We start from the raw sequence: 18,167 nt of genomic DNA, 5'->3' as shown, positions 1-18,167 counted from the left end.
CCTCCTGTTAAATGAGTCAACAGATTGTAAACGTGCCGCAATCGACAGGGAGACGACAGATAACAACGACAAGCGGCAGGTGCACATCACGATCGTCTCCTTGAAGGTGCCGCATCAATGCTGCAACGGCACCGTCTGCGTTGAAGCCGCCGGTCCCGGCGGAGTCGTCGCCGCCCTCGTTGCCGGCGTGGCATACAGCGGCCTCAACGATTCGAAGCCTTGCTGGTAGTCGTCGGTGATTTGGCGCGCCTCCTCGCTGTCGCGGATCACCCGCGGGGTGATCAGCACGATCAGTTCAGTGCGGTTGCGGGTGTGACTGGTGCTGCCGAACAGGCGCCCCAGCACCGGGATGCGGTTGAGCCCCGGGATGCCGGTGTCGGTGTTGTCCTGCTCGTCCTGGATCAGGCCGCCGAGCAGCACGGTCTGGCCGCTCTGCACGGCCACCTGGGTACCGATCTCGCGCTGCGCGATGGTGTAGTTGCCCTGCGAGTTCGCGGCGCCCTGGGTGGAGCTGACCTGCTGGTCGATGTTGAGGTAGACGAGTCCGCCCGGATTGACCCGCGGTTGCACGTTGAGGATCACGCCGGTGGGCAGGTAGGTGACGTTGCTGGCGGTGGTGGTGCTGCCCGTGCCGGTGGTCAGGCCCGCGACGATGGAGGTCTGGTTGACCGGAATCTGGTTGCCCACCTGGATGTGCGCCACCTGGTTGTTGAGTACCACCAGCGACGGTGCCGACAGCGTCTTGGTGTTACCGCTCTGCTCCAGCGCGCTGAGCGCCACCTGGAACTTGCCGTTGCTGCTGAGGAAGGAATAGAAGAACGGCTGGCCACCGTACGCATTGGTGCCCTGGCCCAGGGCGATCTGGCGATGCGCACCCGGATAGATGCTGGTGGCACCGTTGTCGTTGAAGCCGGTGCCGGTGGGCGTGCTGTTGGCCAGACCCTGCAGGTACCACTGCACGCCGAACTGGAACTGGCCGGTGAGGTCGACCTCGAGGATCCTGGTCTCGATCTGCACCTGCAGCGGCACGTTGTCCAGCCGCTTGATCGCGGTCTCGATCTCGCTCCACTGCGAGGGCCGCGCGCGCACCAGCAGCTGATTGTTGGAATCCACCGAACCGATGTGGATGCTGCCGTCCTGCGAGGTGTACTGCTGGTCCTGGTTGCCGGCGTTGGCGGTGCCGAAGCTGCCGGAGGATGCGGCGCCGCCAGTCATGCCGTTGCCGGCGCCGCTGCCGCCGAAACCGCCTGCGCTGCCCGTGCTGCCGAAACCGCCACCGGTGTTGCCGAGACCGCCGCTGTTCAGTCCACTCTGGCCGCCCATCGCGGTATTGCTGCTGCCGAAGCTGCCTGCGGTGCTCCCCATGCCGCTGGCCGAGCCGCGTGCGTTGTCGCTGCTGCCCAAGGTACCGGAGGTGAGGCCAGGTCCGACTTCGCCGCCACCGGAACCGCCACCCGAACTGCTGCCGTAGAGCTGCCCCAGATACTTGGCCAGGTCCGAAGCTTTCATGTTGCGCACGTTGTACACGAAGAGCTGCGGCTGGTTGCCGCCGCCCTGGTCGATGCGCGCGATCCAATCGCCCACCTCGTCCACGTAGGTCGGCTGCGTGCTGATCACCACCAGCGCGTTGGTGCGCTTGATCGGGATGAAACGCACCATGCCGGCCAGCGGCGTGTCGCCCTTGGAACCGAACATCTCGTCCAGCTTGGGCATCAGTTGATCCACGTCGGCGTTCTGCAGGTTGAACACGCCCACCGACATGCCGCGCAGCCAGTCCACGTCGAAGGTGCTCACGGTGCGCTGGTAATTGGCCAGGTCATCCGGCGTGCCCGACATCACGATCACGTTGCGCGCGGAATCGACCAGCAGCACCGCGTCGGGCCGCGCGAACGGCTTGATCAGCTTCTCCATCTCGCCGGCGGCGATGTAGTGCAGCGGAAACAGACGCGCCTGCAAGCCGCCGGCCGGTGCCGTTGCGCCGAGGCTGGGCACCAGGTTGCCGCCCACCGCGTCCTTCTCCGGCAACACTACGTAGCTGCCACCGCGCTCGACCAGTGCGTTGTTCGTCCACGACAGCAGGGTCTCCAGGATCGGCAGCGCCTGGTTGGCGTCCACCGGTTCGGAAGTGGAGAAGGAGATGTTGCCCTGCACGCCGGGCACGATGGTGTAGTTCTTCTTGAGCAGGTCGCCCAGGATCGCCTTCACCACCGCCTGCACCGGCTGGTTTTCGAAGTTGAAGGTGACGCCGTTCGGGCCGGCAGGCGACGGGCGCGGCGTAGCCAGCCCCGTGGCATGCACGAACTGGCCGCTGCCGCGACTGATCTGCGGCAGCGCCGTGGAGTTCGTGGTGGTGTCCTGGTCGTTGTCGAGCGGCAGCGGCGCTGGCACCGGCGCATGCGTGCCGGCCATCGCCTCGCGTTGCAGCGAAGAGTCGTCGAGCTTGGGCGGCTGGCTGGCGCAACCGGACAGCGCTGCGAACACGGCCAGCACGGCGACATGCGACATGTTGATCCGGAGGCGCTGCCGCAAACGCATGGAAGTGGACTGGCGGTACATCAGTGAGCTCCTTCGGGATTCGCGGCCTGATTGGCCGCGCGGTGCTGGAGTACGGCAGCCCTGAGCTGGCGCAGGCGTTCGAGCTGTTGCGGGTTGGCTTGGGGCGGCATCTGGCCGGGCAGATGCGGCACCGGCGTCATCATCTCGACACCCGGCGGTGGCGAGGGCGGTGGTGGTGGCGGAGCGCCGGCGACCGGCTTCGCGACATCGATCGTCGCGCCCGGCGGCAGCTTCAGTTCGGTGCGGCCTTGCGGGGAATCGAGGATCACCGAGCGCTGCTTCACCTCGATCACGCTGACGCTGCCGTCGGGCAGCGACTGCCCTTCGCGCAGGCGCAGCTCCCGGTTGCCGTTGTTGTCGTGCAGCAGCGCCATGCGCAGCTGCGGAGTGAGGATGATGCCGGTGAGCTGGAGGTCACCCAGGCTGCTGCCGCCGCTGGCGGCATGCACTTCAGGCTTGCGATCCGGGCTGAACAGCGACTGCTGCCACACCGGCGCAAACACCGCCAGCGGCACCGGTGCCGGCAGGCCGGTGTGCGGGCCGGCCGCGGAAGGAGGAGGCGCGGCGCGCGGTGCGTCCCAGCGCACGCCGCGACCGAAGCCGAACAGCAGCGTCAACCACAGCACGCCCAGCAACAGCACGAGCGTCGCGAGTACGGCCGTCAGCCGGCGTTGGCTGGCAGCATTCATGGCGACTCTCCAGGCTGCCCTGCCGCGGGCGACGACGGCGCGGTCGCACCGCCGTTGCCAGGACGCACGTAGCCGGAGACGGTGAACTGCACTTCCAGCGGCAACCCGTTGCCTTGCACGGCAATCGGGTTGCGGTAGATGTTGAGGTTGTCCACGAACAGGTAGGGTGTGCCCTGCTCCAGCGATTGCAGCACGGCCACCAGGGGCTGGATGTCGCAACTCAGGTTGATGCTGGCCGCGGCCTTGCGGTACGGCTCATCCGGCGCGGACTGCGGATTGGTCACCGGCATCTTCTGCGTCACCTTGCAGCTGCCGCCTTCGGTATGCCCGGCCACGGCATCCACCACGCGCTGCATCAGATCGGCGGCGGCGGTGTTCGGATCGTCGTCGGGCAGATAGGCGTCGCTGGCAGCCTGGCCCGCGCCCAGCGCGGCCAGGCTTTTTTCCAGCAACGGTTTTTCGGCGATGGCGGCGGCGTAGCGGCTCTGCGTGTCGCGCAGGTCGTCCATCTGTGCATCGATGTCGCGCAACGGTGCCACGAACCACCAGTGCAGCAGCAGGAAGTAAGCCAGCAACAAGGCCAGCAGCAGCAGGCCGACGGCTGCGATGCGGCTGTCGCGCGGAGTGAGCTTCAGCGCCTTCATGGCGTGCTCCCGCTGTCGGCCGGCTGGGAGGCATCGCCCTTCCCGCCAGCAGCCCGCTCCGGCGTGGGCTTGTGCAGCTGCGCCACCATGTAGAAACGCTCCTTGCCGGTGGCGGGATCGGATTGGATGCTGCCTTGGAAATTCGCGTTGTCGAGCAGGGTCGAGCCCTTGAGCGCGTCGAGCAGCTTCGCCGCCTGCGGGCTCTGGCCCTGGAAGCCCATCTGCCCGCTGTCGTCGAGGCTGAAGCGCTCCATCCATGCGGTAGACGGCAGGCGGTTGGTGAGGTCGAGCAGCACGCCGAGCACGGTGGGGCGCTGCGCCTTGCGCTGCGCCAGGAAGCCCGCCGCGCCGGCGTCATCCTGCAGTTGCTTGCGCAGCGCGGCCACCTGCTGCGCGCCGCCGCGCAACGTATCGACCTGCGCCTGCATCTGTGCCAACGCATCCTCGCGGTTGTGCAGCCAACTGCCCATCGCCAGCAGCAACAGCACGACGGCGGCGGCGGCCAGCGCGATGTTCAGGCGCAGGCGCGGACGGGTGCGGTGCGAAGCATGCTCCGGCGGCAGCAAATCGATGCCCAGGCGGCCGGCGCCCTGGGGCAGATCCACCGCATCCACGGCGATGCCCAGCGTCTTGAGCCGGGCCAGCAGCGGATCGAGCGTATCGCGGCGGATCACCAGCAGCTCCACCGCGCAACGACCGGCGGCGGCAGGCTGCGCGAGCTCACGCACCGCGTAATACACCTGCGTCGCGTGGAACGGTGTCTGCCGGTCCATTTCGTAACCGGCGACTTGGTGCAGCTTGCCGCGCGCGGCCAGCGGCAGTTGCAGCACACGGCGCAGCACCGCGTCGGCAGGCAGCAGCAGGGCAAGCCGGCGATCCTCGGGGTCGGTGCCTCGCCATGCGTCGGCCAAGGCGGCCTGTTGCGCGGTGGCATCGAGGGCGTCGCTCCAGCGCGCCAACGGCTCGGCGTGGCCGGCCCGGCGCAAGCGCCAGTCGCCATCGGCCTGTTGCAGCAGGTGCCAACCGGTGCCACCGGCCAGCGCGTCGCGCCAGCGCGCCGGCAGCAACGGGACGAGCTCGCCGCCCCACCACGCGAAAAAGCCCGGCAAGGGCGAAGCGCGCCAGCCATGGCGCAAGCGCTCCATAGGGAACCTTCTCATGGCTCCCATAACCGCAGCGATGTCGTTGCAGTATTCATTCCCCGTCACCCTCCTGCCAGCGCAGCACCGTATACGGCTGCGATCCCATCCTGCTCTGCTGCAGACGGATCGTGGCGCGGATCACCGCGCGCGTGCCGTCGGCCAGCTCGGCCTGCGAACGAATACTATGCGTGATCCCGCCGCCGATGGGCGAGGTGCCGCTACCGCCGTTTTGCTGCCGTGCGGCCAACAGGGCCTGCACCTGCTGCGGATCCACCCCGGGAATCGCGGCCAGCACCAGGGGAGGCGCGGTGGTCGGATCGGGGATGGCGCGTCCGGACCAGATCGTGATCGCCGGTTCCAGGTGCTGGTAGAGCTCCGGCGTCATGCCCAGCACCAGCTGCAATTCCTGCAGCGTGGCGAACGGACCGTGGCGCGGACCATAGTCGCGCCCGGCGGCGGCATAGGCGGCACGCGCGCTGTCCGCCTGACCCGCCTCGGCGACGAAACTGCGCCAGTCCACCACGTTGGCGGCGAGCTTGCCGGCAGCCGCCGCATCCAGACCGGCGGCGCGGAACAGCCCCTGCAGCACCTCGGGCGAGGCGGCATTGAGATCGACCTTGCCGCCTTCGTCGATCATCGACACCTGCACCGTGGCGTCATCGAACGGAAACGGATAGGCGCGACCATCGGCCACCCAGCGCCGCTTGAGATCGGGGTCCTGCAAGGCGACCAGCGCGCGCATCACCCCTGCCTCGGCGGCATAGTGCGCGCGCGCCTCCGCAAACTGGTAGCGCGTCTGCAACGCCTCGGTGTGTGCGAGCACGGCATAGCCACCCAGCAGGATCGCCAGCAGGGTGCAGGCCCACAGCACCAGCAGCAGGGCCACGCCGCGTTGACCGGCCGGCTGCTTCATCGCGCGCCTCCGAAGGGGATGCTGCCCGGCAGCAAGCCGACGTGGCCGCCTGCGGCAGCGGCATCCACACGCAGCGGCACGCTCAACTCGGGCCAGTCATAGCCGCCCCACGTCTGCAGGCGGATGCGCACCAGTTGCGGCATGCGCGTACCGTCGGCCCAGTCGCTGCCCCACGGCATCAGCTGGTTCTGTACGTCGCGCCCGCGGTAATCGAAGCCGCCTTTCACGATGTGGTCGAGCAGCACCTGCGGTTCGCCCAGCGGCTTGGGCGGCTGGCCGTCCGGCGGCAGCAACGACAGTTGCAGCTCCAGCCGTTGTTCGCCCTTGCTGCCATCCACCAGCCGCAACACCTGCAACTGCGGCCCCAGCTTGCCCAGGTAGCCGGGCAACGGCGCGACGTAACGCATCTCGTGTTCGCTGCCGCTGAAATAGATCGGCCGGCCGCTGTCGGTGTGGGCTATGGGTTGCGCCAGCGCCTGCGACAGTTCGCTGCGCAGGAAGCGCTGCGCCGAACCGATCTCGTCGACGCGGCCGATCGCCGCGCCGCCGGAATGCACGGCATGGACCGCACTGCGCACACCGCCGTACACCGCCACCAGCAGCAAGGCCAGCAGGGCCAACGCACCCAGCACCTCCAGCAGGGTAAAGCCGCGCTGCCGTTTCATGGGCCGCCACCCGACGGCGCCTGCGGCCTGCCGAGGCGCAAGGTGGCGAAATGCGCGACCTGCGGATGCGCGGTACTGCCCCATTGCACCGTCAGGTCCAGCCGATACAGCTGCAGGCTGCCTCCGGGCGACGCGCCAGGCGCCTGCCACGGCGTCACGTCCAGCGTCCATCGATAGTGGTCGTCGAAACTGCCGTTGCTGCTGCCCGGCGCCAGCGGCTCGGTGACGAAGGCGCTATCGAGCAGGCTGCGCGCATGCAGCGCCGCTTCGTCATGCGCAGCCGCGTTGTGTGAAAGCCGGATCGCGCCTCCCGCCACCTTCATCAGCGCCGCGAAGGTAATCGCCAGCAGCAGCATCGCGGCGATGACTTCGAGCAGGCTGAAGCCGCGCTGGCGGGACATGTGTTTCACCGTTGCGCCACCTGGTCCACCACCGCAACCTGCCCGGTGAGCCACGACACGTTGATGCGCCACTGTCGACGACCGCTGGTCAGGATGATGTGGCCGCCGGTGGAACTGCCGTCGGGGAAGAAACGGATGCGTCCGGTGTAGTCGTTCGGGCGATCTTCCAGTGCGCTGGTGATGGAGAGCTTGAGGCCCGCTGGCAGGCGCACGTCCTTGCGCTTCGCATCGCTGTATGTGTCGTTGCGAAGGTCCACGTCGAAATACTGCTGCTTGCCCTGCACGATGGCCTGCGCACGGGTGGCGCGCAGCGCGGCGGCGATCTCGCCGCTGGCTGCATTGATGCGTGCGCTGGCCAGCCCCTGCGTCACCGACACCGACACCGCCGCCGCCGCGATGCCGATCAGCAGGATCACCACCAGCATTTCCAGCAGGGTGAAGCCGTACTGGCCACGACGCGCCCTTCTCCCGGGATGCAGGGAGACGGACGACGGATCGTGACGCACTGCGCGACGCATGCGACGGGCCTACTGCCAGTTGCCCACGTCCTTGTCGTAGCCGTCGCCGCCGGGCTTGCCGTCGCGGCCGTAGAAGATCAGGTCGAAGTTGCCGTGTTCGCCGGGCGCCTTGTAGCCGAAGGCGTGGCCCCACGGATCCTTCAGTTCGGATTCTTTCGCATAGGGACCTTGCCAGTTCGGCGCATTCGCGGGCTTGGCGACCAGGTCTTCCAGTTGCTGCGGCGGTGCGCCGTTGTCCAGCGCGTAGTTTTCGACCTTCTGGCCGAGCGTCACCAGTTGCGCCTTGCCCGCACCGTACTTGCCCTTGTCCATGTTCTTGCCGACCTGGGTCACCACCACGGCACCGACCACGCCGATCAGCACGATCACCGCGAGCATTTCGAGCAGGGTGAAGCCGGCGGCGCGGCGGATGGAGCGGATGCGTTTGTACTGCATGCAAGACCTCGTCATGTCGAACTCCGGAACGATGTGCGATGGCTATTGGATATTGCTGGTGAGGCTGAGCAGCGGCAGCAGGATCGCCGCCATGATCAGGCCCACCAATACGGTCATCACCACGGTGAGCGCGGGCACCAGCGCGGCGAGCAGGCGGTCGATGGAGCGGCGGCTTTCCAGCTCGAAGGTATCGGCCACCTTGAGCAGCATGGTGTCGAGTTCGCCGGCTTCCTCGCCCACCTGCACCATCTGCAGGGCGAGCCGCGGGAATACCTTGGCCTGCCCCAGCGCGAAACCCAGGCCTGAGCCTTCCTTCACCTGCTCGTGTGCTTGTGCGAGCGCCGCGTCCAGCGCGCGGTTGGCGGCGACCTGCCGCGCTATGGCGAGCGCGCCCAGCATCGGCACGCCGTTCTTCAGCAGCGTGCCCAGCGTGCGTGCGATGCGCGCGGTCTGCACCTTCAGCAGCAGCGGGCCGGCCACACGCATGCGCAGCAGGCGCGCATCCCAGGCCAGTCGCGCGGCCGGGTCGCGCAGGCGTACGCGCAGGTAGGACACGCCGCCGGCCAGCAGCAGGGCGATCAGCCACCACCACGACTGCAAGGTCTGCCCCAACGCCAGTACCGCCTTGGTGATCCACGGCAGCGGCACCTGCATGTCTTCGAAGATCGGCACGAACTGCGGCACCACGTAGGCCAGCAGCAACACCAACGAGCCCAGCACGCCCACCAGCAGGAAGGCCGGGTAGATCAACGAATTGATGATGCTGCCGCGCAGGGCCTGCGAGCGCTCGAGATAGTCGGCCAGCCGACGCAGCGTATCTTCCAGCGAGCCGCCTGCCTCGCCTGCGCGCACCAGCGCGATGTAGAGCTTGGGGAACACGCCGTGTTCCTCGTCCAGCGCCTGCGACAGCGGCATGCCGCCGCGCACGCGGTCGCGCACCCGTTCGATCAGCTTCTGCGCGCGCTCGCCCTCGGGCAGGTCGAGCAGGATGCCCAGTGCGCGATCCAGCGGCTGGCCCGCGCCAAGCAAGGTCGCCAGCTGGTGCGTGAACTGCGCGAGCTGGTCGCCGTTGAACGGGCCGCGCTTGAACAGCGCCGCAAGACCGGACCCGCCACCCATCGCATCGGCCGCCTGTGCCTCCAGCGGTGTATGGCCCTGGTCCTGCAACCGCGCCACCACTTCGTCGACGCTGCCGGCCTCCATCTGCCCTTGCAGCAATTCGCCGGCTTCGCTGATGGCCTTGTACTGGAACTGGCTCATGGAGTCCGCCGCTCCCCAGCACCGGCACGCTCGAACGGCAGCGAACCCGCACGGCACGTTTGCACCCTTTCCCCTCGGGGGAGAGGGTTGGGGTGAGGGGCCAATCTTGCGGCACGCCTGCTTCGAAGCACGCCCTGGACTTGCTTCATGGCAAGCACCCGCCCCTCACCCCAGCCCTCTCTCCAGAGGAGGGAAGGAGTCATCCCCCGTGACAAGGGAGCAAGCGCATCAGCCCTCCTGCGTGACACGCAGCACCTCCTCCAGCGTGGTGACACCGGCGAGGGATTTGGCGATGCCGTCCTCGTACATGGTGCGCATGCCTTCGGCGCGCGCCTGCTTCTCGATCTCGCCGGCGTCGGCCTTCTGCATTACCAGGCGACGCAGCGGCTCGCTCATCACCAGGAATTCCATGATCGCCTGCCGGCCGCGATAGCCGCTGGGATTGGCCGCACTGGAGCCGGCCCGCCACAGGCGGATCGGCTTGCCGCCAGCGTATTTCTCCAGCTCGAACTGGCGGATCACCTCGGGCGAAGGCTCGTAGGGAATCGCCGTTTCCGGGTCGAGCCTGCGCACCAGGCGCTGGGCGAGGATGCCGTTGACGGTGGAACCGAGCAGGTAATCCTCGACGCCCATGTCCAGCAGGCGCGTGATGCCGCCGGACGCGCTGTTGGTGTGCAAAGTGGAGAGCACGAGATGGCCGGTGAGCGCCGACTGGATCGCGATGCGGCAGGTTTCCAGGTCGCGCATCTCGCCGATCATGATGACGTCCGGATCCTGGCGCACGATGGAGCGCAGCGCCGCGGCGAAATCCAGCCCGATCTGCGGCTTGGCCTGGATCTGGTTGATGCCCTCGATCTGGTATTCGACCGGATCCTCGACGGTGATGATCTTCACGTCCGGCGTGTTGATCTTCGACAGCGCGGTGTACAGCGTGGTGGTCTTGCCCGAGCCGGTGGGGCCGGTGACCAGCAGGATGCCGTGCGGGCGCTCGAGCACCTCGACGAAGCGCGACTGGAAGCTGTCGGTGAAGCCCAATGTTGAGAAGTCGAACACCACCGACTCGCGGTCGAGGATGCGCATCACCACCGACTCGCCGAAGCTGGTCGGTACGGTGGATACGCGCAGGTCCAGCTCCTTGCCCTGCACCCGCAACTGGATGCGGCCATCCTGCGGCAGGCGGCGCTCGGCGATGTTGAGCTTGGCCATGATCTTCACGCGCGAAATCACTGCCGCGGTCGAGCTGGACGGCGGCGCCTCCACCTCGTGCAACACGCCGTCGATGCGGTAACGCACCTTGAGTCGATTCTCGAACGGCTCGATGTGCACGTCGGAGGCACGTTGTTCAACGGCGCGTTGCAGGATCAGGTTGACCAGGCGGATCACCGGCGCTTCGCTGGCGAGGTCGCGCAGGTGCTCTACGTCGTCCACTTCCGACGTGCCGCCGTCGATGTTCTCCACGATGGTGCCCATCGCCGAACGGCCGCTGCCGTAATAACGCTCGATCAGGTCGTCGATCTCCGAACGCAGACCGATGCGCAGCGCCACCGGCCTGGCCGCCGCCAGCCGTACCGCCTGCAGCGGATACGGGTCGGCGGGATCGGCCATCACCAGCGCCAGCCCGTGCTCGCCGTCGCTCACCGGCACCACGTGCTGCTGCTTGAGGAAGCGCAACGAGAGTTCGAGATCGGGCGGTGCCAGCTCGGGCGCATCACGGGCGGACAAGAGCGGCACGGCGAGCAATTCGCTCCATGCTTCGGCCAGCTCGCGCTCGTTGACCAGACCCAGACGCGCCAGCAATGCGGTGAGCGTGCCTTCGGTGGCCTCCTCGTGCAGCCGTCGGGCCCGCACCAGATCGCCGTCCTTCAGGCGGCCGCGCGCCACCAGCAGCGCACACACCGCCGCCTCGCGCCCGTCCACCGTTGCCGCTTCCTCATCCCGCGCCGGCTGCACTACTGCCGACATACGTCACCCCGCCCGCGAATCGCGACTGCCAAGTAAATGCCTTTCGACCGTGCCCCTCCCCCGAAGCCGCACGGCGAACGCACATAGGTAACACATCGACGGAGCGACTGGCGAGCGCGGCGCCACAAGTCCGCGCCGATCCGCTGCTCTTGCCGCCCCGCGCCAGTCTGTGACAATGGCGCTTTTCACCGGGTTCCCCATGCAGCTCGTCGACATCGGCGCCAATCTCGGCCACGAATCCTTCCATCACGACTTCGATGCCGTGCTGCAGCGTGCGCAAGAACATGGCGTGGAAAGGATGATCGTCACCGGCGCTTCGCGCGAAGGTAGCGAGCACGCTTTGGCACTGGCGCACGCGCATCCCGGCCGGCTGTGGGCCACGGCCGGCGTGCACCCGCACCACGCGATCGACTACGACGACGCCACCGATGCGCGCCTGCGCGAACTGGCGCAGGATCCTGCGGTGCGCGCGGTGGGCGAGACCGGCCTGGACTACAACCGCAACTACTCGCCGCGCGGCGTGCAACTGCACGTGTTCGAACGCCAGCTGGCGATCGCGGCGGAGCTGGGCAAGCCCTTGTTCCTGCACCAGCGCGATGCGCACGAGGATTTCATCGTCCTGCTCAGGCGCTGGCGCGACCGCGTGCCGGCCGCCGTGGTGCACTGCTTCACCGACGGCCGCGAGGCATTGCACGACTACCTTGCGTTGGACTGCCACATCGGCATCACCGGATGGATCTGCGACGAGCGGCGCGGCACCCATCTGCGCGAACTGGTGCGCGAGATTCCCGCCGACCGCCTGATGATAGAAACCGACGCACCCTACCTGCTGCCGCGCACCGTGCGCCCGCAGCCCAGCCACCGCCGCAACGAGCCGATGTACCTGATGCACATCTGCAAGGAAATCGCCCACGACCGTGGCGAGGCAGTTGAGGCCACCGCAGCGTGCAGCACGGCGACGGCAATGGCGTTCTTCGGGCTGGACTAGGGAAATCCCGTGACCGGGGCGTGGACGCCAAGTGCGACGCACTGGCGATGTCGCTGGACCGGAGTTCAATGCCCGGCTGTCTTGCGGTCACGAAGGATGAATGGTCGGCACGGCCACTGCAGACATGCCATGGACAAGCCGGCAAGATCTATGTTCATCGCTCCAGCCAAATCATCGATATGCGCTCGCGGCTGAACACGGACAAGCCGCGTTGCCAGTCGTTTTCAGCAAGACGAGGGATCCTCCTGCTGTCGATGGAGCGCCTACTCCTGTCCATACCGGACAGGAGCGGGCAATAGACGTGGCGCAGTTGCACCGCGGAAAGGGGGCGATCGGCCCGGCGCAGGCGCCCTCTTGATTCGAGCGGAACGGCCAATGCATGAACCTGTCCTCATGACCAGCCATGGGGACGGGGTCGCCATCCGGTCGCCGGGCGGCGAGAGGAACCAGATCGACCCAAGGGTATCTGCCGACTTCGCCGCGAAATAGCTTGCTGCGATTGGCATCCTTCCTACAAAGGACATCAATGCGCTCGACAATACCGGGTTCCTCGAGGGGATCTTTGACTAGTAACGCCCGGCTTCATTTGCATCCATCGAAACCAAGCGGCCGTCCCTGGCCTTTCCCTGTTCCCGAACTTACAGAATGGTTGGACCCGTCGTTTGCGCCGGCATTGCCTTCACACCCTGCAGTCGGCTCTTCTGCACGACATAGCCCGCCGGGACCGTGTACACATTGCCAAGGCCGTCCGCCAGGTGCTGCGGCACAAACGCGCCTCCCGTACCCTGCCATACATAGGCATCACCCTGGCCGTTGGTCCACAGGATGTCCGCCAGGCCGTCTCCGTCGAAATCCTCGATCGACGCAATCGTGTAACCGTTCGTTACGTTGCGCGTCTCGCGATCCTGCACCTGTACGCCATTCATGACCCACCAGCCCAACTGGCTCGTCGACGGGTTGAACCAAATCAGATCCGTCTTGCCGCTTCCCGCGATTTGGCCTGCACCTTCCAGCTCCCAACCGGCGGCATAGGTGCCGCCATAGGTCTTCGTGAAGTTGCCCTGGCCGTCGTTGATCCAGTAGTAGATGTCGTTGTTCGGGCCGGTCCACACGATATCGATGTAACCATCGCCGTTAAGGTCCGCCAAGCGTGGCGTATAACCAGGCGCCGCATCGATCGTCGGATCGATGGTCCTGCCACAAAAGGCATGCTTATGACCAAGGATGTAGAACCCGCCGCAGCTCGCCTGCCAGAAGCCCAGCTGGCCAGTGCTGTTGTTGCGCCAGATCTCCTTTGACACGTTCGTCGCGTCCACCACCCCTGAGCCCACCAGGGTCCAACCGGCCGGATGCGGGAATTTGAACGTTTGCCAGCCTGTCCCTCCATAAATTTCGAGGGTGGCCGTATTCGTCGTGGCGTTGTCAGTCTCAAGCACGGGCTGGCCTGCCATTGCGAGCCTGCCAATATCCAACGGCACCCCCCCCAACTGGTCGCCTGGAGTAAAAACCGGACTGCCGCTGGCGACGCTGACGACGACGGTGCCACCGTTCATCGCCAGGATGGTCGAGTTGCCATTGGCGCTATCGATCAGGACGATGTTGCTGCGGCCGCTGAACCCATCCGTATTGCCGCTGTCGTCCAGCCCCATGAAGTTCCAGGTCGGCACGGCCTGCCCACGCGCATCGAGCGTGGCGACAGCATTGACGAGGTGTTCCACGTTAACCGAGCCCAGGCCCGTCGCGTAGTCGTAACCGTAGCCCGCCTTCCACGCCGGCGCCAACGTCATTGCCCCGCCGTTGCTCAGCGCGCCGTAGCTGTCGTTCCCCGTGGAGTAGCAATCGGCTGTTTCCGCATAGCACGGCACATCGATGTCACCCACTGTGATGTCGTGGAACACGCAGTTCACACCCGAGCCGTCATTGCCGCACGTGCCCGTCGGCGACCCCACACTGCCATACTGCTTCCGCCCCAGGTCATACAGCACCGGTGCCATATTGCCTTGACTCACTCCCGACTTCTGATTGATCAGCGCCTGGATGCCCGCCATCGCCGGTGCGGCGAAAGACGTGCCGCCCGCGCTGTTGTAGACCGCATCCGTGGGATTCAGGTAATTGCAGGCTGTGCCACCTTCCGACTCATCCGACATGCAAAAGATCAGCGCATGCCCGTAGATGCCGCTCGCGGCGAACAGCGAAACGTCCGGAACCATGCGCGTCTGCGTTTGCGGCATGCCCGCCACGCCCATCTGCCAGCTCGGCTGGGGCCACGAATAGCTCGGACCGCCGCTGCCGGCCGCCGTGTTCAGGAGATTGTTCCCGGGACTCGTGTTGCATGCCGTGATCGGATCCGAATAACCCAGCAGCGGATACAACTTGCTGCTAGCGCACGAGCTGTTCCACGGCTGCTCCGGGATGTAGCTCATCGCGCTCGCGCCCATATTTCCGTTGCCCGGAGCCCAATACTTGGACTGATTGCCCAGATCGTCGAAGTCCGTGCCACCCACCGACACGTTGTACGGCGTGCTGCCCATGCCGTTCACCGCGATGCCGAAGCTCGCTGCCGGCTGGTTCTGGTCGCAACCCGCCGAGCCCGCATCTCCTGAAGACACGAACACCGTCACGCCTTCCGCCGCCGCGGTCGACCATAGGCGCTGAACTTCATCCTTGTCGCCCACAGCCGCACTGATCAGCTCGCACTCGCCGTAGCTCAGGCTCAAGATCGCGGGCGGCGTGGATTGGAATATCAGGTTCTGCGCTGCCAGGAACGGGCCGAAGTCGCTGCCGGTATCCGCGCATGACGCCAGCACCACGTTGGCATCCGGTGCAGCCGCGCCGGCCCACTCCGCATCCAGGGCCGCTTCATCCTCGTCTCCGTTCGTTCCCGGATCCGCACAGCTGGTGTCACCCACGTACAACGCAGGATGCACTTGTGCGAACACGCCCTGCGCATCCGCTGGCAGGAACGTTTGGCGGAACGTCGCCACATCCGCGTCCTGCACGTCCGTTCGCTCCAGCACAGCCACCGTCTGGCCGCTACCGCGGACCGGCGTATCCTGGGCCCACAGTGAATTCACGTTGTAGATCGTGTCGAAATCCGCCGGCACCACGTCATAGTCCACTTGACCATTGAACTGGAAGTTGAAGTCCGACGACTTCCCGTCCACCGTCACCCAATGACCCTTGCTGTCCCGCTTCACAGCGTGGATATTTTTCACCTGCGGCGTCGGGAAGAAGTTCGTCATCGATGCCACACCTGCCACCACCGGCGTTAGCGCCGCCGGCAGCTTCTGCTCCGTCGCATTGGCGAAACGCACCCTGCCGTCATCGCCCATGTACTGATGGATCGACGTCGAGAACGCACGCTGCAGCGCCGTCACCGGACCCGAAAACCGGATCATCATCTTGTCCGGCGTCACCAGTTTCACGCTCAGGCCCTGCGACTCCAGCCACTTCTCCACCGTCGCCACGTCCTGGTCGCTCGGTCCGAATTGTTCGCCCACTTGCTTGGCTGTCAGCCATTTGTGGAAGTTCGGCGAAGACGGAACGTTCAGTGAAGCCAGGTACGCATCGAAATGCTTCTGCTGCTCCGCGCCACGCTTGAGCAATAGCGTCATCGACGGGATCACCTTCGTCTGGGCCATCGGGCCCAGATCCGTGCTGGTAATGGCACGCAACGATACGGTGCCCTTCAGCGTCGTCAGCTGACTGGCGTTGATCTTCGATGCGTCCAGCAACGGCTTCGCCGACGTTGCTCCATTCAACTGGGTGTTTGTGGCGGCATGAGCACCTTGCCCCAAGCTACCCGCAAGCACCACGGCCATGCCCGCAAGCCATGGCCGGTATCTATCGATTGACATAGAGGTGTTCCCCCAAACGATGTTGCATCGTTGATGACTGCGCCGGCCCCCAAATTCCGGCGAATGCACTCCGACAGGCTTTGGCGGCATGCACCAGGCGCCTTTGTCGAGCCGCCGCAGGTTAGCGTCGTGTTTTTTGTTAGTCACACACGACGTTATGGCCTTAAACTCACTGAATTCTCACCGCGCCCGCCTTCGCACGATGCACGTGATGCCGCAACGCTCTAGCGAGACAAGACGCGGCCCCCTTGTTCCGCCGAGCAGGGCGGTGCGCGCCGCATGAATCGCATGCTTTTGCGACTCCTGTCATGGGTTAGACGGGTTCCCATCGATGATCCCGTCGACCTCCGCAATGCCGTCTTCATGCAATGGCTGCTGCTGTTCGAAGGGCTGCGCACGCCACTGAACAAGATCTACCTGATTTCGCTCCATTGGCCCTACATGGTGGAGCACTTCTACGGCAAGGCCCGCTTAGGCATGCATGCGGCCATCGCCATAGACATGGGAACCGATCTGGCCATGACCTTGTCGGCATGGACGGGCATTTACCTTATCCGCAAAGGAAAGTTCCGGGCAGCCGTAGCGCTCTTTCTAGAGGTCATGCTGGGTTCGGCGGCTCTTGCCTACATAGCGTTCGGCTATCTGATCATCAACGACAATCTGACCATGATCATGCTGCTGGCCCTCAGCGGCATGATGCTTGGGCGCAAGGCCTTGTGGATCGCCTATGCTTCCGAGGTCGCGATCCTGACGGTCAGCGCGGCCCCTATAAGCATCGGCCACGCGCTCATGCCTCCCAGCGTTCTTATAGATACATACGGCCATCTGCCGTTGCAAACGCTGCTGAGTTATCTGCTGATAGCGATCATCCTGGATCGAAGCATCCATGCACTGCGCGACAGCCTGGTGGAATCGAACCACCAGCGGCAGTTGTTGAGCAGGGAAATAGCCGAGCGTGAACGCACCCACGAACAGCTGCTGCATGCTCAGAAAATGGATGCCATCGGCAAGCTCGCCAGCGGCATAGCCCATGACATAAACAACGTCTTCGGCATCATCCTCGGATTTTCCACGGAACGGGATCGATTGGCCGAGTTGACCGAAAAAGATGCCGGACTGAGGGAAGAGGTTCACTCCATCGAAGACGCCATGGAAGGTATCGAGCTGGCTGCACGCCGGGGAGCTTCCGTCTGCCGGAAATTGCTCAATTTCAGCCGGCGCGACGTTACCCAGCTGGAAACCTTCGACATGGCGGTGGCATTGCGCGAACTCCAACCGCTGATACGTCAGATTCTGCCTCCCTCCATCCGCTTTCACGCACACATCCCGGATCGGGAGACACCCATCCGCTTCGATCGCAGCCAGTTCGAGCTCGCCATCATCAACCTCATGTCCAATGCCCGCGACGCCATGCCATCGGGTGGCGTCTGCACGCTCACCCTCGAACCCGGGCAAACCCACGCCACCTTGTCCGTCCAGGACACCGGAACCGGCATCCCGGAACATATAAAGGAAAAAATCTTCGAACCCTTCTTCACCACCAAGCCGGTGGGCAGCGGCACAGGGCTGGGGCTCAGTGTCGTTTACGGCCTGATCCAGCGCGCAGGCGGTGAGATAAGTGTGGACAGTGCACCCGACAAGGGCTCTACCTTTCGCATCGAGTTCCCCATGACACCGTCACCTAATGCCGCCTGGTCGTCCGGTGTGACAGAAAGGCGCCACCACGTCTTTCTTGTCGATGACGACCAGGAGCTGCGAGCCGTTCTTGCCAAGGCACTCAAGAAAAAGGGCTACGAGGTCACGGAGGCCTGCGATGGCGCGAATGCCGAATATCTCGCGCAACGCATGCAGCGCGCCCCTGATGTCATCGTATGCGACCATCACATGCCCGGCGCGGACGGAACCCAGGTGCTGCGCAAGCTGCGCGACCGGTTTCATGAGATACCCGCCATCCTCATCTCCGCCCATCTCGATACCGATGGGCTGCCTGCACGGGACGAAGAGCCCAACATCAAGCGTCTGCCGAAACCATTCTCGCCGGACGCCCTCGTCGCCAGCATCGCAGCATCGCTCGGGCGGCATGCTTCAAGCGCGGCGAAGACATTGCGCAACTGACGCCCATCGCCCGTCACACTGC

The 18,167-nt window shown here is 65.5% G+C and carries 14 protein-coding genes; 2 read left to right on the top strand and 12 right to left on the bottom strand.

The window, feature by feature from the left end; translation table 11 throughout:
- Window positions 1-114: 114 nt before the first annotated feature.
- From gspD to gspE, 11 genes are all read right to left on the bottom strand, one after another.
- Window positions 115-2,505: a type II secretion system secretin GspD gene (gene gspD, locus IHE49_RS15245; protein ID WP_225578482.1), complete on the bottom strand. Its 2,391-nt coding sequence runs from the start codon at window positions 2,503-2,505 to the stop codon at window positions 115-117.
- Window positions 2,506-2,555: 50 nt separating this feature from the next.
- On the bottom strand, window positions 2,556-3,245 hold the full coding sequence (locus IHE49_RS15240; RefSeq protein ID WP_192159437.1) for a general secretion pathway protein GspN: 690 nt from the start codon (window positions 3,243-3,245) through the stop codon (window positions 2,556-2,558).
- A complete protein-coding gene (gspM, locus tag IHE49_RS15235) occupies window positions 3,242-3,889 on the bottom strand; it encodes a type II secretion system protein GspM (RefSeq protein WP_192159435.1) in 648 nt (215 codons plus the stop codon). The genes IHE49_RS15240 and gspM overlap by 4 nt, the downstream gene beginning before the upstream one ends.
- Window positions 3,886-5,034 (bottom strand): PilN domain-containing protein, encoded by a 1,149-nt coding sequence (locus IHE49_RS15230; RefSeq protein ID WP_343227587.1) that lies wholly within the window; start codon window positions 5,032-5,034, stop codon window positions 3,886-3,888. The genes gspM and IHE49_RS15230 overlap by 4 nt, the downstream gene beginning before the upstream one ends.
- Window positions 5,035-5,083: 49 nt before the next feature.
- Window positions 5,084-5,944 (bottom strand): type II secretion system protein GspK, encoded by an 861-nt coding sequence (locus tag IHE49_RS15225; protein WP_192159433.1) that lies wholly within the window; start codon window positions 5,942-5,944, stop codon window positions 5,084-5,086.
- On the bottom strand, window positions 5,941-6,609 hold the full coding sequence (locus IHE49_RS15220; protein ID WP_192159428.1) for a prepilin-type N-terminal cleavage/methylation domain-containing protein: 669 nt from the start codon (window positions 6,607-6,609) through the stop codon (window positions 5,941-5,943). The genes IHE49_RS15225 and IHE49_RS15220 overlap by 4 nt, the downstream gene beginning before the upstream one ends.
- Window positions 6,606-7,010, bottom strand: coding sequence for a type II secretion system protein (locus IHE49_RS15215; RefSeq protein ID WP_192159426.1), 405 nt, complete (start codon window positions 7,008-7,010; stop codon window positions 6,606-6,608). The genes IHE49_RS15220 and IHE49_RS15215 overlap by 4 nt, the downstream gene beginning before the upstream one ends.
- 5 nt (window positions 7,011-7,015) lie before the next feature.
- Window positions 7,016-7,528 carry a GspH/FimT family pseudopilin gene (locus tag IHE49_RS15210; RefSeq protein WP_192159424.1) on the bottom strand — a complete coding sequence of 171 codons (513 nt, stop codon included), beginning with the start codon at window positions 7,526-7,528 and terminating at the stop codon, window positions 7,016-7,018.
- Between the two features lie 9 nt (window positions 7,529-7,537).
- Window positions 7,538-7,963, bottom strand: a complete 426-nt coding sequence (gene gspG / locus IHE49_RS15205; protein ID WP_192159515.1) for a type II secretion system major pseudopilin GspG — start codon at window positions 7,961-7,963, stop codon at window positions 7,538-7,540.
- 42 nt (window positions 7,964-8,005) lie between these two features.
- Entirely contained in the window at window positions 8,006-9,223 is a 1,218-nt protein-coding gene (gspF, locus tag IHE49_RS15200) for a type II secretion system inner membrane protein GspF (protein ID WP_192159422.1), read from the bottom strand.
- Window positions 9,224-9,451: 228 nt separating this feature from the next.
- Window positions 9,452-11,185: a type II secretion system ATPase GspE gene (gspE, locus tag IHE49_RS15195; RefSeq protein ID WP_192159419.1), complete on the bottom strand. Its 1,734-nt coding sequence runs from the start codon at window positions 11,183-11,185 to the stop codon at window positions 9,452-9,454.
- 199 nt (window positions 11,186-11,384) lie between these two features.
- On the opposite strand from gspE, the gene IHE49_RS15190 reads away from it, so the two are divergent.
- Window positions 11,385-12,173, top strand: coding sequence for a TatD family hydrolase (locus tag IHE49_RS15190; protein ID WP_192159417.1), 789 nt, complete (start codon window positions 11,385-11,387; stop codon window positions 12,171-12,173).
- A gap of 638 nt (window positions 12,174-12,811) precedes the next feature.
- On the opposite strand, the gene IHE49_RS15185 is transcribed toward IHE49_RS15190, so the two are convergent.
- Window positions 12,812-15,994, bottom strand: coding sequence for a protease pro-enzyme activation domain-containing protein (locus IHE49_RS15185; protein WP_192159415.1), 3,183 nt, complete (start codon window positions 15,992-15,994; stop codon window positions 12,812-12,814).
- A gap of 315 nt (window positions 15,995-16,309) precedes the next feature.
- Between IHE49_RS15185 and IHE49_RS15180 the strand changes: the two genes are divergently transcribed.
- The gene (locus IHE49_RS15180) at window positions 16,310-18,145 is read left to right on the top strand and encodes an ATP-binding protein (protein ID WP_192159413.1); all 1,836 of its coding nucleotides are present in this window, start codon (window positions 16,310-16,312) and stop codon (window positions 18,143-18,145) included.
- The last annotated feature ends 22 nt before the right edge of the window (window positions 18,146-18,167 follow it).

Source organism: Rhodanobacter sp. 7MK24 (genome assembly GCF_014842995.1).
Taxonomy (GTDB): Bacteria; Pseudomonadota; Gammaproteobacteria; order Xanthomonadales; family Rhodanobacteraceae; genus Rhodanobacter_A.
This window is presented reverse-complemented; position numbering and strand designations above follow the sequence as displayed.